This window comes from Burkholderia sp. Ac-20345, from assembly GCF_017104825.1.
GTDB classification, from domain to species: domain Bacteria; phylum Pseudomonadota; class Gammaproteobacteria; order Burkholderiales; family Burkholderiaceae; genus Burkholderia; species Burkholderia lata_B.
Map to the genome: position 1 here is coordinate 1 of NZ_JAAGPO010000219.1, position 16,090 is coordinate 16,090.

Annotated in this window: 11 protein-coding genes and 1 pseudogene; 8 read left to right on the forward strand and 4 right to left on the reverse strand. The window is 66.6% G+C overall.

What is annotated here, in order from left to right:
* Positions 1 to 149: 149 nt before the first annotated feature.
* Positions 150 to 317: pseudogene (locus G3O06_RS40765) on the forward strand (sn-glycerol-3-phosphate ABC transporter ATP-binding protein UgpC); the annotation flags it as partial.
* A 28-nt stretch (positions 318 to 345) separates the two neighbouring features.
* Positions 346 to 1,116 carry a glycerophosphodiester phosphodiesterase gene (gene ugpQ, locus G3O06_RS40770; protein WP_205819473.1) on the forward strand — a complete coding sequence of 257 codons (771 nt, stop codon included), beginning with the start codon at positions 346 to 348 and terminating at the stop codon, positions 1,114 to 1,116.
* Between the two features lie 170 nt (positions 1,117 to 1,286).
* On the opposite strand, the gene G3O06_RS40775 is transcribed toward ugpQ, so the two are convergent.
* Complete coding sequence (locus G3O06_RS40775) at positions 1,287 to 2,018, reverse strand: OmpW family outer membrane protein (protein WP_174918465.1); 732 nt, start codon at positions 2,016 to 2,018, stop codon at positions 1,287 to 1,289.
* Between the two features lie 193 nt (positions 2,019 to 2,211).
* Here G3O06_RS40775 and G3O06_RS40780 point away from each other — a divergent pair, with 193 nt between their 5' ends.
* The 6 genes from G3O06_RS40780 (at position 2,212) to thpR (ending at position 12,824) form a co-directional block, all read left to right on the forward strand.
* Positions 2,212 to 2,925: a transposase gene (locus tag G3O06_RS40780; protein WP_174918464.1), complete on the forward strand. Its 714-nt coding sequence runs from the start codon at positions 2,212 to 2,214 to the stop codon at positions 2,923 to 2,925.
* A 289-nt stretch (positions 2,926 to 3,214) separates the two neighbouring features.
* On the forward strand, positions 3,215 to 7,918 hold the full coding sequence (locus tag G3O06_RS40785; protein WP_174999042.1) for a glutamate synthase-related protein: 4,704 nt from the start codon (positions 3,215 to 3,217) through the stop codon (positions 7,916 to 7,918).
* An 85-nt stretch (positions 7,919 to 8,003) separates the two neighbouring features.
* A complete protein-coding gene (locus G3O06_RS40790) occupies positions 8,004 to 9,470 on the forward strand; it encodes a glutamate synthase subunit beta (protein WP_205819474.1) in 1,467 nt (488 codons plus the stop codon).
* Between the two features lie 169 nt (positions 9,471 to 9,639).
* Positions 9,640 to 10,611, forward strand: coding sequence for a phytanoyl-CoA dioxygenase family protein (locus tag G3O06_RS40795; protein ID WP_205819475.1), 972 nt, complete (start codon positions 9,640 to 9,642; stop codon positions 10,609 to 10,611).
* 159 nt (positions 10,612 to 10,770) lie between these two features.
* Positions 10,771 to 12,261 carry a sodium:alanine symporter family protein gene (locus G3O06_RS40800; RefSeq protein ID WP_174969745.1) on the forward strand — a complete coding sequence of 497 codons (1,491 nt, stop codon included), beginning with the start codon at positions 10,771 to 10,773 and terminating at the stop codon, positions 12,259 to 12,261.
* Complete coding sequence (gene thpR / locus G3O06_RS40805) at positions 12,258 to 12,824, forward strand: RNA 2',3'-cyclic phosphodiesterase (protein WP_205819476.1); 567 nt, start codon at positions 12,258 to 12,260, stop codon at positions 12,822 to 12,824. Before G3O06_RS40800 ends, thpR begins: the two co-directional genes overlap by 4 nt.
* A 103-nt stretch (positions 12,825 to 12,927) precedes the next feature.
* On the opposite strand, the gene G3O06_RS40810 is transcribed toward thpR, so the two are convergent.
* From G3O06_RS40810 to G3O06_RS40820, 3 genes are all read right to left on the reverse strand, one after another.
* Positions 12,928 to 14,304 (reverse strand): D-amino acid dehydrogenase, encoded by a 1,377-nt coding sequence (locus G3O06_RS40810; protein ID WP_346779588.1) that lies wholly within the window; start codon positions 14,302 to 14,304, stop codon positions 12,928 to 12,930.
* Positions 14,285 to 15,547, reverse strand: a complete 1,263-nt coding sequence (locus G3O06_RS40815) for an MFS transporter (protein WP_205819478.1) — start codon at positions 15,545 to 15,547, stop codon at positions 14,285 to 14,287. The genes G3O06_RS40810 and G3O06_RS40815 overlap by 20 nt, the downstream gene beginning before the upstream one ends.
* A 239-nt stretch (positions 15,548 to 15,786) precedes the next feature.
* On the reverse strand, positions 15,787 to 16,090 hold a 304-nt coding region (locus G3O06_RS40820; protein ID WP_205819479.1), incomplete at its 5' end, for an SDR family oxidoreductase.

Consider the following 16,090-nt stretch of genomic DNA (forward strand, 5'->3'; position numbering starts at 1 on the left):
TATAGCTTGCACGCAGTATATAACTTGTCAAGAGCAGGACTGGGCGACCTAGCAATCCGAAGGAAGCGCCATTTATGATGCGCAGCATGCGCGAGATACGCTCCACAGGAAAGATAACACCATTTCCATACACGCAGAGCTACCGATCCGAGCTGCTCGGTGCGGACAATCTTGCGCACGGCCGCTGGGGCAATCACGACGTCGCGGTGCGCCTGCCGCACGCGGACCGTCCCGCACGCGGCACGGCGCTGGCAGCCGCGCTGCCCGCGCACCGGCTGCACTTCTTCGATCCCGAGACCGGCAAGCGTGCCGGCTGAACCTGCTGCCCTTGCCAAGAGACAGACGATGACGACCCGTACCGACTGGCCCTATCCGCGCGTCGTCGCCCATCGCGGCGGCGGCACGCTTGCGCCGGAGAATACGCTCGCCGCGCTCGACGAGGGCGCGCGCCGCGGCCACCGGATGGTCGAGTTCGACGCGAAGCTGTCGGCCGACGACGTGACGTTCCTGCTGCACGACGACACGGTCGACCGCACGTCGAACGGTCGGGGCGCGGCGGCGGGCATGCGTTACGAGGCGCTGGCCGTGCTCGATGCGGGCGCGTGGCGCGATGCGCGCTTCGCGGGCGAGCGGATGCCGACGCTCGAGGCGGCGGCGGCGCGCTGCATCGCTCACGGGCTGGCCGCCAATGTCGAGATCAAGCCGTGCCCGGGGCGCGAGCGCGAGACCGGGCAGCGCGTGGCGGCCGATGCGGCCGCGTACTGGCGTGATGCGGCGGTCCCGCCGCTCCTGTCGTCGTTCTCGTTCGATGCGCTGCAACAGGCGCGCGCAACCGTGCCGACGCTGCCGCGCGGGATGCTCTACGAGGCCGTACCGGACGACTGGCATGCGCAGGTTGTCGATGCGCTCGGCTGTGTTTCGTTGCATGCAGACCACAAACAGCTCGACGAACCGCTCGTGCGCGCGATCAAGGCGGCCGGGCTGCGCATCCTGGTTTACACGGTAAACGACCTCGAACGGGCACGCGAACTGGCCCGCTGGGGCGTCGACGCGGTCTGCACGGACCGGATCGACCTGATCGGTCCCACTGCGCTGGACGACATCGACATCGTCTGACGGTCGCGACCGCGTCCGGCGAATCCTTCGTCGGGAACGTGCCTGACGCGAAAAAACGACGCCCCGGCGGGATTCCCGCCGGGGCGTTTTGCATCGTGGAGACGTTACGTCAGGAAAAATCCGCTACAAATTGCAGCAGGATTAACCATTCCCCAAATATTCGACTACGCTTAGAAGCGGTAGCCGACGTTCAGGTACGTCACGATCGGGTTGAGCGAGATCTTCGCTTTCGACGTTTCGGTCAGGGTGCCGACCGGCGTCCGGCGGGCCGTCGTGAAGGTTGCGGTCACGCTGACCGGGATGTACGAGATCGACAGGCCCCCGAACCAGTGCTTCGTGAAGTTGTACGTGAAGCCGGCGTTGAGCACGGGCGCCCACTGGTTGCTGGTCGTAGCGCTGGTCGGGCCGCCGAGCACGCCGTTCTCGAAGCTGCTGTTCGTGATCTTTGCGCCGGTGAACCAGACATACGTCGCGCCGACGCCGACATACGGACGGAACTTCGCGTTGGCGTCGTTGAAGTGGTAGCGAAGCAACACGGCGGGGCTCCACTGGTACGCACGGCCGAGGACGCCGAACTTTTCGAACTGACCCTTGCCGGTAATGTCGAACTTCGGCGGTATCCCCATGACGAGCTCGGTGGAGATGTGGTCGGTGACGAAGTAGCCTGCTGCGAGCCCGAGCGTATCGGCGTCGTTGATGCCGGCGCCCGTGTTGGGAATCGATTGGTTGATGGGCGTGCCGCCGACACCGTACAGGAACAGCGGGTCGCTGCTGTCCTGCGGCGAAAGGTGCAGCCAGCCGGTGCTGACGTAGAAATCACCTGCGGATTGTGCATGTGCCGTAGCGCCCGCCAACGAGAATGCGAGTGCCGCGGCCCCCGTAATGGCCAGTTTTCGTTTCATTGTGTCTCCTCCGATCAAAGGCGTGCTCATTATGACGACTGCGTTTAAAACCAAACAAGCTTGTAAGTTAGAGTTTTCTCCCTAGGTTGCGTACGACCGTACGCTTTCGCGCGCTGCTGGGACGGGCATTCTACGCAGGTGCGCACTTTCGGACCCCCGGGTATTTCCTAACGCGTTCAAACGGACATTCAGCATGGCACGGTTAGCACGACTCTACGTTCCCGACCAGCCGCAGCACGTGATACTGCGCGGCCTGGATCAGCAACCCGCGTTCGTCGACGACCAGGACTACGAACTCTTCATCGATTGCCTGAAGGCCGCCGCGCGCGATCATCACCTGTCGGTGCACGCCTACGTGCTGCTGCCGCGCCAGGTGCAACTGCTCGTGACCCCGAGCGACGAGGCAAGCCTGCCGAAAGCGATGCAGGCTGTCGGCCGCCGCTACGTCGCGCACTTCAACCGGCGCTATTCGCGGCGCGGCACCCTGTGGGAAGGCCGCTATCGCGCGACCGTGATCGAAGGCGAGCGCTATTTCCTGCTCGCGAGCCGCGTGGTCGAGATGAGCCCGGTGCGCGCGCAGCTCGTCGCGACGCCCGAGGCCTATCGCTGGTCGAGCTACCGGCACCATGTCGGGCTCACCGTCGACAGCCTGATCACCGACCATCCGCTCTACTGGGCGCTCGGCAATACGCCGTTCGACCGCCAGCGCGCGTACAAGGAGCTGTGCGAGCAGCCGCTCGACGAGCGGCAGGCCGACCAGTTGCAGCAGGCGACGTTGAAGGGCTGGGTGCTTGGCGGCGAGAATTATCGCGAGTGGGCGGCGCGTGCCGCGAACCGGCGCGTGTCGCCGCTGCCGCGCGGACGCCCCAGAAAGGTGCGTGAAAACACGCCGCCGATCCAGCAGTAACGCAGGAACGGCGGTTCAGGAGGCGGCGCTGCGGGCGCCGCTTCTTTTTGCACCAAAGCGATACGGCCCCAATAAAATGGCACCAGATCGAAGCATCCGTTTAAATGGGGTTCGATCAAGCGGTTTTTGTTGCTATTCCTTTGATTCGTCGCGTATATTCCGAATTCCGGTGGCCCGGGCGAAGCTTGCCCATCCACTGTCGGCCGCGCCGTCTCCCGTCGGGAGCGGGATCGACGGCAACAAGAAAATGGTTCAACGGCCTCCAGGCCCCCTTTACGACGGTGTCCCCATGAACGACCACCAGCAGCCGCTCGCCGCGGTGCCCGCCGCACAAGGTCTGTATGACCCGCAAAACGAACACGACGCCTGCGGCGTCGGCTTCGTCGCTCACATCAAGGGCAAGAAGAGCCACGAAATCATTCAGCAGGGTCTGAAGATCCTCGAGAACCTCGACCACCGTGGCGCGGTCGGCGCCGATCCGCTGATGGGCGACGGCGCGGGCATCCTGATCCAGATTCCGGACGCGTTCTATCGCGAGGAAATGGCGAAGCAGGGCGTGATGCTGCCGCCGGCCGGCGAATATGGGGTCGGCATGATCTTCCTGCCGAAGGAAAACGCATCGCGTCTCGCGTGCGAGCAGGAGCTCGAGCGGACGGTGAAGGCCGAAGGCCAGGTCGTGCTCGGCTGGCGCGACGTGCCGGTCGACCATGCGATGCCGATTTCGCCGACCGTGAAGGCGAGCGAGCCGCTGATCCGCCAGATCTTCATCGGCCGCGGCAAGGACATCATGGTGACGGACGCGCTCGAGCGGAAGCTGTACGTGATCCGCAAGACGGCGAGCCACCGCATCCAGGCGCTGAAGCTCAAGCACGGCAAGGAATACTTCGTGCCGTCGATGTCGGCGCGCACGATCGTCTACAAGGGCCTGCTGCTCGCGGGTCAGGTCGGCGTGTACTACCGCGACCTGCAGGACGCGCGCGTCGTGTCGGCGCTCGCGCTCGTGCACCAGCGCTTCTCGACCAACACGTTCCCGGCGTGGGAGCTGGCTCACCCGTACCGGATGATCGCGCACAACGGCGAGATCAACACCGTGAAGGGCAACGTGAACTGGCTGAACGCGCGTACCGGCGCGATCGCGTCGCACGTGCTCGCCGACGATCTGCCGAAGCTGTGGCCGCTGATCTACCCGGGCCAGTCGGATACGGCCTCGTTCGACAACTGTCTCGAGCTGCTGGTGATGGCCGGCTACCCGCTCGTGCACGCGGTGATGATGATGATCCCGGAAGCGTGGGAACAGCACACGCTGATGGACGAGAACCGCCGCGCGTTCTACGAATACCACGCCGCGATGATGGAGCCGTGGGACGGCCCGGCCGCGATCGCGTTCACGGACGGCCGCCAGATCGGCGCGACGCTCGACCGTAACGGCCTGCGCCCGGCGCGCTACATCGTGACCGACGACGACCTCGTCATCATGGCGTCGGAAGCCGGCACGCTGCCGATCCCCGAATCGAAGATCGTCAAGAAGTGGCGCCTGCAGCCGGGCAAGATGTTCCTGATCGACATGGAACACGGCCGCATCATCGACGACAAGGAACTGAAGGACAACCTCGCGAACGCGAAGCCGTACAAGAGCTGGATCGACGCCGTGCGCATCAAGCTCGACGAGATCGAGCCGAAGGCCGAGGAAGTCGCGGCCGGCCGCACGCAGGGCGCCGCGCTGCTCGATCGCCAGCAGGCGTTCGGCTATACGCAGGAAGACCTGAAGTTCCTGATGGCGCCGATGGCGCAGCAGGGTGAAGAAGCCGTCGGTTCGATGGGCAACGACTCGCCGCTCGCGGTGATGTCGAACAAGAACAAGACGCTCTATCACTACTTCAAGCAGTTGTTCGCGCAGGTCACGAACCCGCCGATCGACCCGATCCGCGAGAACATGGTCATGTCGCTCGTGTCGTTCATCGGCCCGAAGCCGAACCTGCTCGACACGAACAACATCAACCCGCCGATGCGTCTCGAAGTGTCGCAGCCGGTGCTCGACTTCAAGGACATCGCGAAGATCCGCGCGATCGACCAGTACACGGGCGGCAAGTTCAGCGCATACGAGCTGAATATCTGCTACCCGGTCGCCTGGGGCAAGGAAGGCATCGAGGCGCGCCTCGCGTCGCTGTGCGCGGAAGCCGTCGACGCGGTGAAGTCGGGCTACAACATGCTGATCGTGTCGGACCGCAAGACGGACGCCGAGCATGTCGCGATTCCGGCGCTGCTCGCCACGTCGGCGATCCACTCGCACCTCGTTCAGCAAGGGCTGCGCACGAGCACGGGCCTCGTCGTCGAGACGGGCTCCGCGCGTGAAACGCACCACTTCGCGCTGCTCGCGGGCTACGGCGCGGAAGCCGTGCACCCGTACCTCGCGATGGAAACGCTCGCGAAGATGGCCGAAGGGCTGTCGGGCGACCTGTCGCCGGAGAAGGCCGTCTACAACTTCACGAAGGCGGTCGGCAAGGGCCTGCAGAAGGTGATGTCGAAGATGGGCATCTCGACGTACATGTCGTACACGGGCGCGCAGATCTTCGAAGCGCTCGGCCTGTCGAGCGACCTCGTCGAGAAGTACTTCAAGGGCACGGCGTCGAAGGTCGGCGGCATCGGCCTGTTCGAAGTCGCGGAAGAGGCGATCCGCCTGCACCGCGACGCATTCGGCGACAACCCGGTCCTGCGCGACATGCTCGACGCGGGCGGCGAGTACGCGTACCGCGTGCGTGGCGAAGACCACATGTGGACGCCGGATTCGATCGCGAAGCTGCAGCACGCGACGCGCAGCAACTCGTACCAGACGTACAAGGAATACGCGCACCTGATCAACGACCAGACCAAGCGTCACATGACGTTCCGCGGCCTGTTCGAGTTCAAGGTCGAGCCGACCAAGGCGATCCCGATCGACGACGTCGAATCGGCGAAGGACATCGTCAAGCGCTTCGCGACGGGCGCGATGTCGCTCGGTTCGATCAGCACCGAAGCGCACGCAACCCTCGCGGTCGCGATGAACCGGATCGGCGGCAAGTCGAACACCGGCGAAGGCGGCGAGGACCAGAAGCGCTACCGCAACGAACTGCGCGGCATTCCGATCAAGTCGGGCGAGACGCTGAAGTCGGTGATCGGCGACGAGATCGTCAGCGACATTCCGCTGAAGGACGGCGATTCGCTGCGCTCGAAGATCAAGCAGGTCGCGTCGGGCCGCTTCGGCGTCACCGCCGAGTACCTCGCGTCGGCCGACCAGATCCAGATCAAGATGGCGCAGGGCGCGAAGCCGGGCGAAGGCGGCCAGCTGCCGGGCCACAAGGTGTCCGAATACATCGGCAAGCTGCGTTACTCGGTGCCGGGCGTCGGCCTGATCTCGCCGCCGCCGCACCACGACATCTACTCGATCGAGGATCTGGCGCAGCTGATCCACGACCTGAAGAACGTGAACCCGAGCTCGAGCATCTCCGTGAAGCTCGTGTCGGAAGTGGGCGTCGGCACGGTCGCGGCCGGTGTCGCGAAGGCCAAGGCCGATCACGTCGTGATCGCCGGCCATGACGGCGGCACGGGTGCGTCGCCGCTGTCGTCGGTCAAGCACGCGGGCACGCCGTGGGAGCTGGGCCTCGCCGAAACGCAGCAGACGCTGGTGCTGAACCGCCTGCGCGGCCGTATCCGCGTGCAGGCCGACGGCCAGATGAAGACGGGCCGCGACGTCGTGATCGGCGCGCTGCTCGGCGCGGACGAATTCGGCTTCGCGACGGCACCGCTCGTCGTCGAAGGCTGCATCATGATGCGCAAGTGTCACCTGAACACGTGCCCGGTCGGCGTCGCGACACAGGATCCGGTGCTGCGTGCGAAGTTCCAGGGCCAGCCCGAGCACGTCGTGAACTACTTCTTCTTCGTCGCCGAGGAAGTGCGCGAGATCATGGCGCAGCTCGGCGTCGCGAAGTTCGACGACCTGATCGGCCGCGCCGACCTGCTCGACACCCGCAAGGGCATCGAGCACTGGAAGGCGAAGGGCCTCGACTTCTCGCGCGTGTTCTACCAGCCGGAAGAGTGCGAGGACGTCGCGCCGCGCCACGTCGACGTGCAGGATCACGGCCTCGAGCGCGCGCTCGACCACGTGCTGATCGAGAAGGCGAAGGCCGCGATCGAGAACGGCGAGCATGTGTCGTTCATCCAGCCGGTGCGCAACGTGAACCGTACGGTCGGCGCGATGCTGTCGGGCGTGATCGCGAAGAAGCACGGCCACGACGGCCTGGCCGACGATGCGGTGCATATCCAGCTGAAGGGCACGGCCGGCCAGAGCTTCGGCGCGTTCCTCGCGAAGGGCGTGACGCTCGATCTCGTCGGCGACGGCAACGACTACGTCGGCAAGGGCCTGTCGGGCGGCCGGATCATCATCCGTCCGACCAACGATTTCCGCGGCAAGTCCGAGGAAAACATCATCTGCGGCAACACGGTGATGTACGGCGCGATCGAAGGCGAATCGTTCTTCCGCGGCGTCGCGGGCGAGCGCTTCTGCGTGCGCAACTCGGGCGCGACGGCGGTCGTCGAAGGCACGGGCGACCACGGTTGCGAATACATGACGGGCGGTACGGTCGTCGTGCTCGGCGAGACCGGGCGCAACTTCGCGGCCGGCATGTCGGGCGGTCTCGCGTACATCTACGATCCGGAAGGCACGTTCGCGGCGAAGTGCAACAAGTCGATGGTCGCGCTCGAGCCGGTGCTGCAGCAGGCCGAGCAGGAGCGCACGGTCGACCGCGCACTCTGGCACGCAGGCACGACGGACGAAGCGCTGCTCAAGGGGCTCGTCGAGCGTCATTTCCAGTTCACGGGTTCGCCGCGCGCGAAGTCGCTGCTGGAAAACTGGGACGCGGCGCGCCGCCAGTTCGTGAAGGTGTTCCCGCACGAATACAAGCGCGCGCTGGGCGAGATCGGTGCGAAGAAGGCGGCGAAGGAAGAACTGGCCGCCTGAGCGACGAACGACATAGCGAATGCCGCGCGCGCATGACTGCCGCGCGCGGCTCCCCCACCCGATACACCGAACAGAAGAGCACCTTATGGGCAAGGCAACCGGTTTTCTGGAGTTCGAACGCCGCCACGAGGCGTACGAAGCACCGCTCACGCGCGTGAAGCACTACAAGGAATTCGTCGCGGCACTGACCGACGCGGACGCGAAGGTCCAGGGCGCGCGCTGCATGGATTGCGGCATCCCGTTCTGCAACAACGGCTGCCCGGTCAACAACATCATTCCGGACTTCAACGATCTCGTTTACCGCCAGGACTGGCAGCAGGCGATCGAAGTCCTGCACTCGACCAACAACTTCCCGGAATTCACGGGCCGCATCTGCCCGGCGCCGTGCGAGGCCGCGTGCACGCTCGGGATCAACGACGACCCGGTCGGCATCAAGTCGATCGAGCACGCGATCATCGACAAGGCCTGGGCGGAAGGCTGGGTGAAGCCGCTGCCGGCCGAGCACAAGACGGGCAAGAAGGTCGCGGTCGTCGGTTCGGGCCCTGCGGGCCTCGCCGTCGCGCAGCAGCTCGCGCGCGCGGGCCACGACGTGACGGTGTTCGAGAAGAACGATCGCGTCGGTGGCCTGCTGCGTTACGGGATTCCCGACTTCAAGCTCGAGAAGTGGCTGATCGACCGCCGCATGCGCCAGATGGAAGCGGAAGGCGTGACGTTCCGCACCAGCGTGTTCATCGGCAAGGATCCGCTGCCCGAGTCGATCGGCAGCCTCGCGAAGGAAACCATTTCGCCGGACACGCTGAAGGAAGAATTCGACGCAGTCGTGATCGCGGGCGGTTCGGAAACGCCGCGCGACCTGCCGGTGCCCGGCCGCGAACTCGCGGGCGTTCATTACGCGATGGACTTCCTGCCGCAGCAGAACCGCGTGAACGCGGGCGACAAGCTCGTCGACCAGCTGCTCGCGAAGGGCAAGCACGTGATCGTGATCGGCGGTGGCGACACGGGTTCGGACTGCGTCGGCACGTCGAACCGTCACGGCGCGAAGCACGTCACGCAGTTCGAGCTGCTGCCGCAGCCGCCGGAAGAGGAAAACAAGCCGCTCGTGTGGCCGTATTGGCCGATCAAGATGCGCACGTCGTCGTCGCATGACGAAGGTTGCGAGCGCGACTGGGCGGTCGCGACGAAGCGCCTCGAAGGCAAGAACGGCAAGGTCGAGAAGCTGATCGCGGTGCGCGTCGAGTGGAAGGACGGCAAGATGCAGGAAGTGCCGGGTTCCGAGTTCGAGATGAAGGCTGACCTCGTGCTGCTCGCGATGGGCTTCACGCAGCCGGCGGCGCCCGTGCTCGAGGCATTCGGCGTCGCGAAGGATGCGCGCGGCAATGCGCGCGCGGCGACGGAAGGCGATCGTTCGTACTACACGTCGGTCGACAAGGTGTTCGCGGCGGGCGACATGCGCCGCGGCCAGTCGCTCGTGGTGTGGGCGATCCGCGAAGGCCGCCAGTGCGCACGCTCGGTCGATGCGTACCTGATGGGGCATTCGAACCTGCCGCGTTAAGCCGAATATCGCGAGCGGGTTTCGACGAAAGACGGGCGTCCGGAAGGGCGCCCGTTTTTTTATGCGTGCACCGGGTGGCCGTTGCCGCTTAACATGCGCGAAACAGGGTGCAGGCCTTGGCCGATCGACGGCCGAAGCCTGTTTCAGCCACGAACGTGTCGCGCAGTCCATGTCTCGAGAAAACGCCCCGGAAATCACCCGACCGTGCCTGACGGACGACGGCCAGCGCGTCCGGCTGGACGAGGTCGTCGCGCTGCTGCTTTCGTTCGGACCCGGTCTTCACGTCGAGGATCACGCATTCGTCGGACAGCAGCGGCCGATTGAAGTCGAGCAACACATTGCCGACGCGCTCCACGCCCGGGTGGCGCTGGAGGGCTTCGCCCAGTTCAGCCCGAGCGACGACGTGCGGCGCACCCTTCCGCTCGCGGCGATGCGCGGCATGGTGACGAACCTCGTGCAGGCCGGCATTCCGCCGGTGTTCGCGTTCGTGTGCGACGAATTCTGGCTCACGTACTGGCGGTTGCACCGGATCGTCCAGGCGGCGCTGGGCGCCGACACCTACCAGTTGATGCCGGATTTCTGGGTATGGCACGTCCTTGCGAATGTGGGGCAGGCCGGCTGGAGCATGCACCGCGATGCGGGGGCGAGATCGCTGCTGCCGGACGGGCGCGCCGGCGCGCTGTCGCTGTGGATCCCGCTGACGCCCGTCGATTCGACCACCGGTTGCGTGATGCTGCTGCCGAAGCATCGCGATCCCGACTATGGAACGGATCGCGTGTCGCAGGCCGAATTCGACGTGCGGGACATCCGCGCGCTTCCCGGGCTCGCCGGCGACCTGATGATGTGGAGCCAGGCCGTACTGCACTGGGGCAGTCGCGGCAGCCCGCTGTCGGACATGCCGCGGATCAGCATGTCGATGGGCGTGCAGGTCGACAGCCTGGGCCCGCTGAACCCGCCGCTGCTGAAATCCGATGTGTTGCCGGACGCCGGGCTGCGGCTCGAACTGATCGCCAAGCAGATCCTGCAGTACGAGCGATTCGCGTCGATCGAACCCGCCTGGGCGCATTTTGCGCGCGTGTTGCTCGCCAGCGGATTATCCGGGCTGGTCTTTGATATTCCGGCCGAATGGAGGCCTCACTGACGCAGTGGAGCGTGCCGCGTCGTTCGAACAAGCGACGCCGGATCACTCACCAGATATCTTTCATTTTGTAATGTTCCTTGCGAACTGTCATATCATGTCGCCCCTCGGGCCGCATTCGCGGCGGCTGCATGTGACTGACCCTATTGACAAGGACTCTGGATGGAAGCATTCGTGCAAGGGCTGATCGACGCCGTCAACGGCGTGCTGTGGAACTACGTGCTGATCGCGCTGCTGCTCGGCGTGGGCGTGTGGTTCACGTTGCGATTCCGGATGATCCAGCTGAAGGCGCTGTTGCTCAGCGTGAAGCTGGTCGGCAGCAAGGGCGAGCCGGGCAGCATCTCGTCGTTCCAGGCGTTCGCGACCGGGCTCGCGAGCCGCGTCGGCACCGGCAACATCGCCGGCGTCGCGGTCGCGCTGACGGTCGGCGGGCCGGGCGCGATCTTCTGGATGTGGATGACGGCGCTCGTCGGGATGTCGTCCGCATTCGTCGAGGCGACGCTCGCGCAGATCTTCAAGGTGTCGCACCCGGACGGCAGCTATCGCGGCGGCCCCGCGTACTACATCCAGACGGGCCTGCGCTCGCGCGGCTTCGGCGTGCTGTTCTCGCTGTCGCTGATCCTCGCGTTCGGCTTCGTGTTCAACGCGGTGCAGGCCAATGCGATTGCGGATGCGTTCGACACGTCGTTCGGCTGGAGCCGCGCGACCGTTGGTCTTGGGCTCGTGCTGCTGACCGCGCCGATCATCTTCGGCGGGATCCGCCGGATCGCGGCGGTTGCGCAGGTGATCGTGCCGCTGATGGCAATCGGCTACCTCGCGCTCGCGGTCTACGCGGTCGCGACGCATATTGCGCTGGTGCCGGGCGTGATCGCGCTGATCGTGAAGAGCGCGTTCGGTCTCGAGCAGGCGGCGGGCGGCCTGACCGGCTATGCGGTCAGCCAGGCGGTCGCGATGGGCGTGAAGCGCGGGCTGTTCTCGAACGAGGCCGGCATGGGCAGCGCGCCGAATGCGGCGGCGACCGCCAGTACGCGGCATCCGGTCGTGCAGGGGCTGATCCAGATGCTCGGCGTGTTCGTCGACACGATCGTGATCTGTAGCGCGACCGCCTTCGTGATCCTGCTGTCGGGCCAGTACGAGCTGGGCACCGGCATGGAAGGCGCGGCGCTCACGCAGCGCTCGATCGCGAGCCACGTCGGCGACTGGGGCGGCATCTACATGGCGTTCGCGATCTTCTTCTTCGCGTACTCGTCGGTGATCGGCAACTACGCGTATGCGGAAGGCAACGTCGAGTTCATCACGAAGCGGCGCGGCGTGCTGCCGCTGTTCCGTGTCGCGGTGCTCGCGATGGTGATGTTCGGCAGCGTCGGACAACTGCCGCTCGTGTGGGCGATGGCCGATACGAGCATGGGGCTGATGGCGATCATCAACCTGGTCGCGATCCTCGCGCTCGGCAAGTACGCGCATGCAGCATGGCGCGACTATCGCCGCCAGCGCGCGGAAGGCGTTGCCGATCCGGTGTTCACGCGCAACACGATTCCGGAACTCGCGAACGTGCTGCCGACCGATGTGTGGGGCGAGCATGGCCCGCTGCCGCAACGTCCGGCCGTGGCAGATCCGGCGCGCGTGCCGCGCGCGGTGGCGAGCGAGTCATGAACGGCGACCGGCTGCGCGTGTTCGTCGCGCTGATGCCCGATGCGGCATCGCGCGACGCGCTGCACGCGTTGCCGGTTACCCGTGGCGCGCGGCGTCCGCTGCCCGCGCAACTGCATGTGACGCTTGCGTTCGTCGGCGCGATCGAGCGGGTGTGCTGCGATGAGCTGGCCGCGTGCCTGCCGGCACTCGCGGCCGCGCATGCGCTGCCGTTGATGCCGGTCGAACGGATCGCATGGTGGCCGAGCCTGCCGCGCGCGCGGCTGATCGTCGCGGGACTGGCCGCCGAGCCGGCGTGTGCGGCGTTGAGTGCCGCGCTGTCGGCGAAGCTGCGCGAGCTCGGCGTGCCGGCTGACCGGCGGCCGTTCCGTCCGCACGTGACGCTCGCGCGGCTGCCGCACGATGCGGTCGGGCAGCCGGCGCACGGCGGTGCGGTGAAGCGGGCGGTCGCGCTGCGGTTCGACGCGCTCACGCTGTTCGAAAGCCGGTTGTCGCACGAAGGCGTGTCGCATCGGCCGATCGTGTCGGCGCCGATTGCGCGGGCGGACGGCGAGGCGGCGGATTGACCCGACCCGGAGAGGCCTGGCAACGGCCGGCCGCCGTCGTTGCCAGGCCGCATGCGGGCTTGCCGCTACATCGCTGCGGCGACGTCGCGTAACCTCCAGCCTGCTATCCGTAGCGCGCGAGCGTCAATCCCGACAGATCGATTTCCGGTTCCCGCCCTGTCACGAGATCCGCCACCACCTTCCCCGATCCCATCGACATCGCCCAGCCGGTCGAGCCGTGGCCGACGTTGAGCCAGAGCCCGTCGACCCCGCACGCGCCCAGCAGCGGCGGGCCGTCGGGCGTCATCGGCCGGCGGCCGACCCAGAAGCGCGCCGATGCACGATCGGCCGCGTGCGGGAACCAGTCGTCGAGCACCTTCATCAGCGTATCGAGCGCCTGCTGGCGCAGCGCGGCGTGCCGGTTGCCGAGTTCCGCGGTACCCGCGACGCGTAACGTCGGGCCGAAACGCGTGATCGCCGTCTTCAGCGATTCGTCCATCAGCGCGGCGCGCGGTGCTTTGTCGTCGTCGACGATGGAGAGCGTCGCCGAGTAGCCCTTGACCGGATACAGCGGCACGTCGATGCCGTGCGGCCGCAACAGGCCGGCGCTGTCGACCCCGAGCGCGACGACGATCGCGTCGGCGGCGAGCCGCGCGTCGCGGTGCTGGCCGCGTGCGTTCGATGCGTGCGAATTGGAGCGTGCCCGATCCTGCTGATGGCCATCCTCATCGCCGTTACCGGCGATCCGCACGCCGCGCACCTGGCCGGCTTCGACGTCGAGCGCCTGCACTTCCGTGCGAAAGCGGAACGTCACGCCGCTTGCTTCGCACAGCGCCCGCAGTTCGCGCGTGAAGCGCGCACAGTCGCCGGCTTCGTCATCGGGCAGGTAGATGCCGCCGACGGGCGCCTGCCGCGCCCAGCGCAGGCCTGGCTCGATTGCCGTGCAGCCGGCCGCGTCGAGTTCGCGAAACGCGATGCCGGCGTCGCGCAGCACCTTCAGCGCGGGCTGCACCATCTCGACGTCGAACGCGCCGCGCAGCAGTTGCAGGTAGCCGCGGCTCGCGCCGTAGTCGAACGGATGGCGGTCGCGAAACGCGTGCAGGCACGTACGGCTGTAATACGCGATGCGCTGCATCCGCTGCTTGTTCACGCGAAACCGCTCGAATTCGCATTCGCGCAGCCAGCGCGCGATCCAGCGCCACTGCGCGGCGTCGAGCGTGGGCCTGAAGATCAGCGGCGACGCGGGCTTGAACAGGTACTTGAGGATCTTGCCGGGCATGCCGGGCGCGGCCCACGGCGTCACGTAGCCGGGGGCGATCACGCCCGCGTTGCCGAGGCTCGTCGCCTGGGCGACGTCGTCTTCGCGCTCGATCACGGTGACGTCGCAGCCTGCTTCGCGCAGGTGCCAGGCGGTGGTGACGCCGATCACGCCGGCGCCGAGAACGATCACGTGCATGCGGTTTCCGGAACGAAGCGGTTGCTCAGGACGCGACGGCCGGATCGTCGACGAGCGACTTGCCGCGCGTTTCCGGCAGGACGAGCGCGGCGACGATCACGAGCAGGTAGCCGCCGCCCGCGACGAGGCCGATCGCCTTCACGAGCGACATCGACTGCGACAACGAGCCGACGAGGATCGGGAAAAACGAGCCGAGCCCGCGCCCGAGGTTGTAGCAGAAGCCCTGGCCCGAGCCGCGGATCGCGCCCGGATACAGCTCCGACAGATAAGCGCCGACGCCCGCGAAGATGCCTTGCACGACGATGCCGAGCGGGAAGCCGAGCAGCAGCATCGCGGTGTCGGTGATCGGCAGCATCGTGTACGCCATGCCGAGCGAGAACGAGCCGATCGCGAACAGGATGAACGACGCGCGGCGGCCGAGCCGGTCGGACAGGATCGCACCGACCACGTAGCCGATGAACGAGCCGACGATCAGCACGACGAGATAGCCGCTCGTGTTGAACACCGACAGGTGGCGGACGGTCTTCAGGTAGGTGGGCAGCCACGTCGTGATCGCGTAGTAGCCGCCGAGCATCCCGGTGCACAGCACGCTGCCGAACAGCGTCGCGCGCAGGTGCGGCGGCGAGAAGATCTCGAGGAAGTGACCGGACACGCGGCCTTCGTCGCGCGCGCGGCGGGTGGCCGTGTAGATATCGGGATCGCTGACGTTGCGGCGGATGTACAGGATCCACAGCGCGGGCACGATGCCGATCCAGAAGCACGCACGCCACGCGACCTGCTCGGGCAGCAGCGCGAAGAACGCCCAGTAGAGGATCGCGGCCGCGCCCCAGCCGAACGACCAGCTGCTCTGCACGGTGCCGACCGCTTTCGCGCGATGCTCGGGCGAGCGGATCGTCTCGGCCATCATGATCGTCACGACCGACCATTCGCCGCCGAAGCCGAAGCCCTGCAGCGTGCGCGTCGCGAGCAGCTGCCAGAACGAATGCGTGAAGCCGGACAGGCACGTGAACAGCGCGAACGTCGCGATGGTCCACTGCAGCACGCGCACGCGGCCGTAGCGGTCGGCGAGGATGCCGGCGACCCAGCCGCCGAGCGCCGACGAGATCAGCGAGCTCGTCGCGATCATCCCGGCCTCGCTCTTCGTCATGCCCCAGGTGGCAATCAGCGTCGGAATCAGGAACGAATAGATCATGAAGTCGAACGCATCGACCGCGTAGCCGCCGAAGCCGGCATACAGCGTCCTGCGCTCGCGCGTCGACAATTCGTTGAACCACTGGAATGCCTGCATGCTTGCCGCCCCCTCTCTTGTCTCGTCTCGTATCGCGCAGCCGTGTGGCGGTTATTTTACGGGCGGGATGCGGGATGCCAAAAAGGCGGGAGCAGGTGCGTGGTGGTGCGGCGGGCGGTGAGGGTGACGCGGAGCGTCGGGCGTTCGGGGAGGGGGCGGCCGCCGATTGTGATCGAGCGCCATGCAGGTGCCGGCGGCCGCGACGACCCGCGCGCCCGAACGGCGCTCGAGCGCTCGCTTCAGAGCGTCAGGCCACCGTCGACATGAACGACCTGGCCGGTGATCTGCCGCGCGGCGTCCGACAGCAGGAACGCGATCAACGCGGCGACGTCGTCGGGTTCGGCGATCCGGCCGAGCGGTGTCGCCTGTTCGGCCTGTGCCCACGCGGCGGCGTTGCCGGCGCTCGGCCCGTGGTCCTTGCGCGTGAAGCCCGGCGCGACCGCGTTGACGGTGATGCCGCGCGCGGCAAATTCGGCGGCGGCGGTGCGCACGAGCGATTCGAGTGCGGCCTTTGCAGCGGCGGTGGCGGCGAACGGCGCATCG